The 9,533-nt window shown below is 62.9% G+C and carries 7 protein-coding genes; 1 reads left to right on the top strand and 6 read right to left on the bottom strand.

Going from position 1 to position 9,533, the window contains the following annotated elements; translation table 11 throughout:
* Positions 1-1,858 (bottom strand): acetoacetate--CoA ligase (locus EN914_RS12510; protein WP_127389099.1); only part of this gene is annotated, 1,858 nt, incomplete at its 3' end.
* Between the two features lie 253 nt (positions 1,859-2,111).
* Between EN914_RS12510 and EN914_RS12505 the strand changes: the two genes are divergently transcribed.
* Positions 2,112-3,965: an AsmA-like C-terminal region-containing protein gene (locus tag EN914_RS12505; protein WP_024505753.1), complete on the top strand. Its 1,854-nt coding sequence runs from the start codon at positions 2,112-2,114 to the stop codon at positions 3,963-3,965.
* Between the two features lie 18 nt (positions 3,966-3,983).
* Here EN914_RS12505 and EN914_RS12500 read toward each other — a convergent pair whose 3' ends face one another.
* From EN914_RS12500 to EN914_RS12480, 5 genes are all read right to left on the bottom strand, one after another.
* On the bottom strand, positions 3,984-4,802 hold the full coding sequence (locus EN914_RS12500) for an ABC transporter permease (RefSeq protein ID WP_013530251.1): 819 nt from the start codon (positions 4,800-4,802) through the stop codon (positions 3,984-3,986).
* A 4-nt stretch (positions 4,803-4,806) separates the two neighbouring features.
* Positions 4,807-5,781 carry an ABC transporter permease subunit gene (locus tag EN914_RS12495; protein WP_024505754.1) on the bottom strand — a complete coding sequence of 325 codons (975 nt, stop codon included), beginning with the start codon at positions 5,779-5,781 and terminating at the stop codon, positions 4,807-4,809.
* Positions 5,782-5,790: 9 nt separating this feature from the next.
* The gene (locus EN914_RS12490; RefSeq protein ID WP_013530249.1) at positions 5,791-6,930 is read right to left on the bottom strand and encodes an ABC transporter ATP-binding protein; all 1,140 of its coding nucleotides are present in this window, start codon (positions 6,928-6,930) and stop codon (positions 5,791-5,793) included.
* Positions 6,931-7,014: 84 nt separating this feature from the next.
* A complete protein-coding gene (locus EN914_RS12485) occupies positions 7,015-8,112 on the bottom strand; it encodes a polyamine ABC transporter substrate-binding protein (RefSeq protein WP_013530248.1) in 1,098 nt (365 codons plus the stop codon).
* Between the two features lie 340 nt (positions 8,113-8,452).
* Positions 8,453-9,403 (bottom strand): DMT family transporter, encoded by a 951-nt coding sequence (locus EN914_RS12480; RefSeq protein ID WP_024505755.1) that lies wholly within the window; start codon positions 9,401-9,403, stop codon positions 8,453-8,455.
* Between the last annotated feature and the right edge of the window lie 130 nt (positions 9,404-9,533).

Raw genomic sequence — 9,533 nt, 5'->3', positions numbered from 1 at the left:
CCGCAAGCTCGGTGATCTTGCCCGATTTGGTGCGAGGGATGTCGGTGACGGCGACGATCCTTGCCGGCACGTGACGCGGGCTCGCGCCGCTACGGATTTTTGCCCGTATGCGTTTTTCCAGATCCTCGTCGAGCTGCACGCCGGCGGCCAGGCGCACGAACAGGATGACGCGCACGTCGTTGTCGAAGTCCTGTCCGATGCACAAAGCTTCCAGGATCTCAGGCATCTGCTCGACCTGATTGTAGATCTCCGCCGTGCCGATCCTCACCCCGCCCGGGTTGAGCGTCGCGTCGGAGCGGCCATGGATGATGAGGCCGCCATGCTCGGTCCATTCGGCGAAATCGCCATGACACCAGACATTGTCGAAGCGCTCGAAATAGGCCGCCCGGTACTTCTTGCCATCGGGGTCGTTCCAGAAGCCGATCGGCATCGCCGGAAAGGCTTTTGCGCAGACCAACTCGCCCTTCTCCTGTCGGACCGGCCTGCCGTCGTCGTCCCAGACATCGATGGCCAGGCCGAGGCCGGGTCCCTGGATCTCGCCGGTCCAGACCGGCTGCGTCGGCACGCCGAGCACGAAGCAGGAGACGATGTCGGTGCCGCCGGAGACCGAGGCCAGATGTACGTCCTTCTTGATGCCGTCATAAACGAAGCGGAAATCTTCCGGCGACAGCGGCGAGCCGGTGGAGGAGATTGCCCGCACAGTGGACAGATCATGCGTGCGGATCGGCTTGAGGCCGGCCTTGCGCACGGAATCGATGAACTTGGCCGAGGTGCCGAGGAAAGTCATCTTCTCGGCATCGGCGAAATCGAACAGCACATTGCCGTCGGGATAGAAGGGCGAACCGTCATAGAGCAGCAGCGTGGCGCCCGAAGCGAGACCCGACACCAGCCAGTTCCACATCATCCAGCCGCAGGTGGTGAAGTAGAAAAAGCGGTCGCCGTCGGTGAGACCGGCATGCAGCCGGTGTTCCTTGACATGCTGGATCAGCGTGCCGCCGGCCGAATGGACGATGCATTTGGGAATGCCGGTCGTTCCCGACGAAAACAGGATGTAAAGCGGATGCGAAAACGGCAGCGGCTCGAAGGCGACGGGCTTGCCGGCGAAGGGCGACAGCGCCTCTTCCAGCGCCACCGCCTTGTCGATGATCCCGGCGACATCGCTCGATGTGCCGAGATAGTCGACGACCAGGATCTTGCGGACAGTGCCGAGCTTGGCCGCGACCGCGGCGATCTTGTCGGCGACTTCGATCGCCTTGCCATTGTACCAATAGCCATCCGGCGCGATGAAGACGACGGGCTCGATCTGGCCGAACCTGTCGAGCACGCCCTGCTCGCCGAAATCGGGAGAGCAGGACGACCAGACGGCGCCGATCGAGGCGGCTGCCAGCATGGCGGCGACGGTCTCCGGCATGTTGGGCATCATGGCGGCAATGCGGTCGCCCTTCTTCACCTTGAGCGACAGGAAAAGCTGCTGCAGCCGCGAGGTCAGCGCGTGCAACTCGTTCCAGGACAGCCGGCGCTCGACCTTGTCTTCGCCGCGAAACACGATTGCGTCGCCTGAGCCGGTCTTCTTCAGCAGATTCCCGGCGAAATTCAGTGTCGCATCGGGAAAGAAAGAAGCGCCGGGCATCTTGTCGCCGTCGACGAGCAGCTTGTCGCCCTTGTCGCCGACGATGCCGCAGAAATCCCAGACCAGGCTCCAGAACCCTTCACGGTCCTCGACCGACCAGGCGTGAAGCTGCGAATACGAGGAAAACGCTACGCCGGCTTTCACTCCGGCGGCCTTGGTGAAGGCGGTCAAGGGTGCTGCGTCAATCTGGTCTTGCGTCGGTGTCCAGAGCGGTTGTTCGGCAGCCATGATCGTTCCTCCACGGTCGCCATCGCTTATGCATATCGCGGCGCAGCAGAGCAAGATTTTGTTCGGCTGATGCGACCAGATGTGCGCAAATGCCATCGCCGGGCCATAAAGACTTGAAATGCCTCAGCCCTAAGTCGTAGTGACAACTTGAAGTCGTAGTGACGGCCGGAAGTCCTGGTGACGACCGGGGCCGTGGTGACGACCGGGGTTACACCCGTCGGGCGATTGTCGGAATGGAAGCATACGGGGCCATATGCCATCATCTATGATCCGGCGCGGAATATGGGCGATCGGCGCTGCCGTGATCGTCGTCGCGCTGGTCGTTGCCGCCCTGCCGCTGATTGCCTCCACCCGTATCGTGCGCGACCGCATCGCCTGGGAAATGAGTGCGTGGAGCGGCTTCCGTGTCGCCATCGACGGTTCGCCGCGTATCGAGGTCTGGCCGACATTCCGCGCCATCCTGACCGATGTGACGCTGTCACAATGGACCGACACCGAGGCGCCGCCGGTGGTCGAGGCAGAACGGGTCGAGGTCGACCTTTCCGCCATGGCGGCCTTGCGCGGCGACGTGGTGTTTTCGACGGCGCGGCTGGTGCGGCCGACGATCCGGGTCCAGCGCACGCCTGCCGGCCTTTTCCTGCCCGCTGTCCCGACCGGCGGGCGCATCACGCGCTCCATCGACACGGCGCGCGGCCTGGTCAACGCCGACCCCGCCAAACCGGACCTCGACAAGCTGCCTACCGACACCTTCGGCACGGTCGAGTTTCGCGACGGCCGCATGGTAGCCTCCATCGGCGGCAAGGACGTCGAGATCCTGAGCAGTTTGAACGGTCAGGCAAATTGGGCGGCGATGAACAGCAATGCGACGCTGTCGGCAACCGGCATCTGGCGGGGCGAAAGCGTCGCGCTGGACGTCGCCTCGGCCAAACCGCTTGTGCTGTTTGCCGGCGGCACGGCGCCGCTGACACTGTCCTTCAAGGCGGCGCCCGCCACCTTCTCGTTCGACGGCACGGCCAGCATGTCTGAAAATACCTATTTCGACGGTCAAGCGAAGTTCTCGGCACCCTCGCTGCGGCGTGTCCTGGAATGGTCGCAGGCCGGCATCGCTCCGGGTGCGGCGATCGGCTCGGTCAGCATTTCGAGCAAGATCACCGCGACCGGCGGGCGCGTCAAGTTCGACAACACGGCGATTGCACTCGACAACAATCCGGGGATGGGTGCGCTGGACCTCTCGCTTGGTGAAGCACAACCTGTGATCTCCGGCACGCTCGCCTTCGACACGCTCGACCTCAGATCGTTTCTGTCGGCCTTCACCCCGCTGGTGCCGACCGGAGGAGCGGGGCCTGGCGAAATCGACACAAGTTTCGCCGACAAGATCAATCTCGATCTCAGGCTGTCGGCGGCGCACGCCACGGCGGGGCCGATCCAGCTCGCCGACGTCGCCGCCACCGCACAGGTCAAGGATGGTCTGTCCGTCTTCGACATCTCCGATGCCTCGGCCTTCGGCGGCAACATCCAGACCAGCCTTCGCTTCGATCGCAAGCCGGAAGGCTCGCAGGTCGAAATCCGCCTTCTGGCGTCCGACATCGACGGCGGTGCTTTCGGCACGGCGGCGGGGATGACGCGGCTGGTGCCGGTCGGCACGGGCACCGTCTCGGTGATCCTCAAGGGGCCGGGCAGAACCTGGGATTCCATCTTCGACAATGCCGACGGCTCGGTCTCGGCGACCTTCGGGCCGGGTGCGTTGAGCAAGCTCAACCTGCCGGCCTTCCTCAAACATACCGAACAGGGCGGCTTCTTCGCGCTCGACGATGTCTCCGACGCAACATTGCCGATCGACGGTGCCGAGATCAAGGCCACCATTTCGAAGGGCGTGGCGCGAATCGACAAGGCCGAGGCCAATTCAGCGAAGTACAAGATCTGGCTGTCCGGCATCGCGTCCTACGCCGGGCGCGGACTGGCCTTGTCCGGCGGCGTCATTCAGCCGGATCAGGCGGCAACGCAGGCCAACGGCCAGCAAGGCCCCAACCAGTCGTCGTTCTTCGTCGGCGGAACCTGGAGCACGCCGTTCATTTCCCCGATCAGCCGCGGCGTTTCGGGGGAATAAGCGGTCGCGTTTTCATCTTCACCCGCGCTGCGCGGCCTGCTCGTCGAGCTGGCGCTGCACCTCACGCCGCTTGTTGGCAAGCGAGGCGATGATGACGCCGATCGCCACGACGGCGATCAGGATGGTGCAGGCGGCGTTGATTTCCGGCGTCACGCCGAGGCGAACCTGGCTGTAGATCTTCATCGGCAGCGTCGTCGCGCCCGGCCCCGAGGTGAAGCTGGCAATGACCAGATCGTCGAGCGAAAGGGTGAAAGCCAGCATCCAGCCGGAGACGATCGCCGGCATGATGACCGGCAATGTGATCTGGAAGAAGGTCTTCACCGGCGTTGCGCCAAGATCCATCGCGGCTTCTTCCAGCGAGCGGTCGAAAGTCATGAGCCGCGACTGCACGACCACGGCGACGAAGCACATGGTCAGCGTGATGTGGGCGAGCGTGACGGTGAGGAAGCCGCGATCGAGCCCGACGGCGACGAAGAGCAGCAGCAGCGACAGGCCGGTAATGACTTCCGGCATGACCAGCGGCGCAAAGACCATGCCGGAAAACAGCACCCTGCCCTTGAAGCGCGTGTAGCGGGTCAAGGTGAGTGCCGCCAGGGTGCCCAGCACCGTCGCAACCGTGGCCGAGATCAGGCCAACACGCGCCGTCACCCAGGTCGCGTCCATGAGACCCTGGTTGTGGAACAGCGAGACGTACCATTTGGTCGAGAAACCGCCCCAGACCGTGACCAGTTTCGATTCGTTGAACGAGAAGACGATGAGCAGCACGATCGGCAGGTAGAGAAAGGCAAAGCCAAGCACGATCGAGGTGATGTTGAAGCGGCTCCAGGTGGCGTTCATGAGGTCACCTGTCCATTTCCTGAGCGCGCGCCTGAGCCCGCTGGAAGAGCATGATCGGCACGATCAGCAGCAACAGCAGGATGACGGCCACGGCCGACGATACCGGCCAGTCGCGATTGGCGAAGAACTCGTTCCACAACGTCTTGCCGATCATCAGCGTCTGCGATCCGCCGAGCAGATCGGGAATGACGAATTCGCCGACGGCCGGAATGAACACCAGCAGACAACCGGCGATGACGCCGGGCAGCGACAGCGGGAAGGTGATCTTCCAGAACGCACTGGTCGGCGGGCAACCGAGATCCTTGGCCGCCTCGATCAGCGAATAGTCCATCTTCTCGAGCGCGGAATAGAGCGGCAGCACCATGAACGGCAGGTAGGAATAGACGATGCCGATGAAGATCGCCGTATAGGTGTTGAGGATGATCAGCGGCTGGTGGATGACGCCGGTGGCGAGCAGCAGCTGATTGAGCAGCCCTTCGGGCTTGAGAATGCCGATCCAGGCGTAGACGCGGATCAGGAACGAGGTCCAGAACGGCAGGATCACCAGCATCAGCAAGGTCGGGCGGATCGTCGCCGGCGCGCGCGCCATGCCGTAGGCGATGGGGTAGCCGACGAGCAATGTCAGGACCGTCGAGACCGCGGCGATGATGACGCTGGTCACATAGGCGTTGAAGTAGAGCGCGTCCTGCGTCAGCCAGGTGTAATTGTCGAGGCTGAGCTGTTTCAGCTGAGCCAGGAACCCGGAAATGCCGCCGCTGAAATCGAGCGCCGGCGTATAGGGCGGGATGGCGATCGCCGTCTGCGACAGCGAAATCTTGAAGACGATGACGAACGGAATGAGGAAGAAGAACAGCAGCCAGACATACGGGATGATGATGACCAGTCGGCCAACGAAGGCAGCACCCAGCCTGGCAAGGATGGATTTGCCGGCATTGGATGCCGGCGAGGCTGTTGAGGTGGTGACGGCGGCGCTCGACATGGTCGCCCCCTACCGCGTCAGCACGACGCCGGCGTCGGGCCGGAAGGAAACCCAGGCGCGGTCGTTCCAGCTCAACGGATCCTCGGTGATGCGGGCCGCGTTCATGGTGCTGGCGCGCACCACCTGGCCGTCGTCCAGCCTGACATGATAGACGGTCATGTCGCCGAGATAGGCAATGTCGTAGACCTCGCCCTCGATGGCGTTGACGGCCTCGGCCGGCTTCTTCGACGACACCTTGATCTTTTCGGGCCTGATGGCGAAGGTGACGGCCGTCCCGGCCCCGGCGGTGCCGGCATTGTCGGTGCGGATGGTGATGCCGTTGCCGGCGTCTATGCTGGCGCTGCCCGCCTCGCCACGCGCGATCTTGCCCTCGAACATGTTCACGTTGCCCACGAAGCCAGCGACGAAACGCGATCCCGGCGCCTCGTAAACTTCGGCCGGCGTTGCCACCTGCATCACCTCGCCCTTGTCGATGATGGCGATGCGATCGGCCATGGTCATCGCCTCTTCCTGGTCGTGGGTGACGACGACGAAGGTCAGGCCGAGATTCTGCTGCAGGTCCATCAGTTCGAACTGCGTCTCTTCGCGCAGCTTCTTGTCCAACGCGCCGAGCGGCTCGTCGAGCAGCAGCACCTTCGGCCGCTTGGCGACCGAGCGGGCGAGCGCGACGCGCTGGCGCTGGCCGCCGGACAGTTGATGCGGCTTGCGCTTGGCGAACTGCTCGAGCTTGACCAGCTTCAGCATCTCGGCAACGCGCGATGCGATTTCGGGCTTCGGCATGCCGTCCTGCTTGAGGCCGAAGGCGATGTTGTTCTCGACCGTCATATGCGGGAACAGCGCATAGGACTGGAACATCATGTTGACCGGCCGCCGGTAGGGCGGGATGCCGCGCAGATCCTGGCCATCGAGCAGAATGCGGCCGGCTGTCGGCTCCTCGAAGCCGGCGAGCATCCTGAGCAGCGTCGACTTTCCACAACCGGAAGCACCGAGCAGCGCGAAGAACTCGCGCTCGAAGATGGTCAGAGACAGATTGTTGACGGCGGTGAAGTCACCGAACTTCTTGGTGACGTTGTCGAACTGGATGTACGGCTTGGCGTTCGGGTCGTTCCACGGTGCAAAATCCCTGCGGATGCTGCCAAGCGATTTCATGTCCCACTCCGTCCTGATTTTCTTGCTTCTTGCCCCAGGTAAAAACGGTCCCGGCAGGTGACTGCCGGGACCGTGTCGGATTGCTTACTGGCCGGTGACGATCTTGGTCCAGGTGCGCGTGATGACGCGCTGGGTCTTGGGATCGTACGGCGAGACGGTGTAGAGCTTCTTTATGGTCTCGGCATCGGGATAAACCGAAGGATCCTCCAACAGTGCCTTGTCGACGAATTGCTGCGAAGCCTTGTTGCCGTTTGCGTAGAGCACGTAGTTCGACGACTTGGCGATAACTTCCGGCTTCATCATGTAGTTGATGAACTCGAGCGCCTCTGCGACATGCGGCGCGTCGGCAGGGATCGCCATCTGGTCGAACCACATCTGCGCACCCTCCTTCGGCACGGAATAGCCGATCTCGACGCCCTGCTTGGCCTCGACCGCGCGGTTGCGGGCCTGGAACACGTCACCCGACCAGCCGACGGCCAGGCAGATATCGCCGTTGGCGAGCGCGTTGATGTATTCGGAGGAATGGAACTTCCTGATATAAGGTCGGACCTTGAGCAAGGTCTCCTCGGCCTTGGCGATATCGTCGGGCGATGTGCTGTTCGGGTCGAGGCCGAGATATTTCAGTGCAGCCGGAATGATGTCGGCCGGCGAGTCCAGCACGTAGACGCCGCAGTCCTTCAGTTTGGCCAGGCTGTCGGGGTTGAAGAAGACATCCCAGCTGTCGATCTTGTCGGTGCCGAGCGCCGCCTGCACCTTCTTGATGTTGTAGCCGATGCCAACCGTGCCCCACATGTAGTTGACCGAGTATTCGTTGCCGGGGTCGTACTTGGCCGTGCGTTCCGAAACCGTATCCCACATGTTGGAGATGTTGGGCAGCTTCGACTTGTCGAGCTTCTGGAACACGCCGGCCTGGATCTGGCGCGCAAGGAAATTGCCGCTGGGCACGACGACGTCATAGCCGCTGCCGCCGGCAAGCAGCTTGGTCTCAAGGATTTCGTTGGAATCGAAGGTATCATAGACGACCTTGATGCCGGTTTCCTTGGTGAAATCGTCGATGATCGAACTGTCGATGTAGTCCGACCAGTTGAAGACGTTGACGACACGATCTTCGGCGTGACCGCCGACGGTGAAAAATGTCAGGAATGCCGACGTTGCCGAAAGCCAGAGCGCTTTGCGGATCATGCTATTCTCCTTTGATGAGTGTTCCTTCACCGGCTCGTCGCGACATCAGCGCGACCGGCATTTTCTTCAGACTATTGAGCTTTCCAAGGGGCGACAAGCGCGAACTGCCGAGACCATGCAGGCGGTTCGATGAGATGGTTGGATGCCCCTGAGGCGGCCTGGGAGGCGTGCCAATACCGTCAGAGGCTTTCGCCATGGCGCGGGCAGAGATACGACGATATGGTCCGGTCCCGATCGGACCGGCTGGGAGACTTGGCAAGATACGCCTGTCTTGTTGTTGCCGTATTCCCAGCCTGCCCGTGCCGCAGCGACGTTGTCAATGGCAAAGCTGCAGGCCGCTTCAATTAGGTGACGGCACCCCGGTGACCCCTGCGCGTTCGGGCCTTGCCTGGCGCTTGAATTCGAGCCCGATATGGACGAGCAGCGCCGTGACCACAACCGCGCCGCCGATGATGGTGCGCCCCGACGGCACCTCGGAATGAATGAGCCAGACCCATATCGGGCCGAGGATCGGCTCGAACGTGCCGAGCAGCGCCGCGATGGCCGCCGGGATCAGTCGCGCGCCGGTGGCGAAGAAGGCCAGGCCGAGGCCGAGATTGACCACGCCGAAGGCAAACAGAAAGCCCATGTCACTGACAGATACGGTGAGGGTCGATGCCTGCGAGACGGCAAAGCCGGCCGCGAGCATGGTGCCGAGGCACGTCGCCGGCGTCATGCGCACGCCGGAGAACCGCCGGGTGATGACGGTGGCGACCGAAAACATGACCGCGATCAACAGCGCCAGCCCATCGCCCATGGGCGAGACGGCGCCATCGAGCGATTCCGACACCATGATGGCGACGCCGGTGATGACGGCGGCGATTGCCACCCAGGTCGCGACACCAACCCTTTCGCGAAACAATGCCCAGGCAAACAGCGCCGCCAGCAACGGCACGCCTGCCTGCATCAAAAGGATGTTAGCGACGGTGGTGTAGGCGAGCGCCACGACGAAGGCGGTCGATGCCGTGGCAAAGCAGATCCCGACGGCAAGGCCGGGCAACCCCATGTCACGGAACAGCTTCAGCATGCCACGCCAGCCGTCACGCCAAACCATGAAGCAGACCAGGAAGGCGGCTGCCCACACGGATCGCCAGAAAATGACCGTCCAGCTGTCACCGACAGTGATGAAGCGGGCGATGGCGCCGCCGAAACTCCACATCAGCGCCGACAGGAAGACCAAAAGCATGCCGACGCGCTCCTCGCGCGGCGAGACGGCTGGCGATGCGACGATCGGCGATGCGGTATCGATCATGGCTGCCACTGTCGGGCTCTTGTGGACGGGACGATGCGCAAGGGACGACAAAAAGATGCTCTGTTCGCGTAACGCAAAGGCGCAGGCCGGAACTGAGCCAGCGGCCGCCGACAATTGTGGCACCTTGCTC

It is taken from the genome of Mesorhizobium sp. M7A.F.Ca.CA.001.08.2.1 (assembly GCF_003998455.1).
In the GTDB taxonomy this organism is placed as follows: Bacteria; Pseudomonadota; Alphaproteobacteria; order Rhizobiales; family Rhizobiaceae; genus Mesorhizobium; species Mesorhizobium ciceri.
Note: the sequence above shows the minus strand (reverse complement) of the source record. Positions and strands in the feature narration are given on the sequence as shown.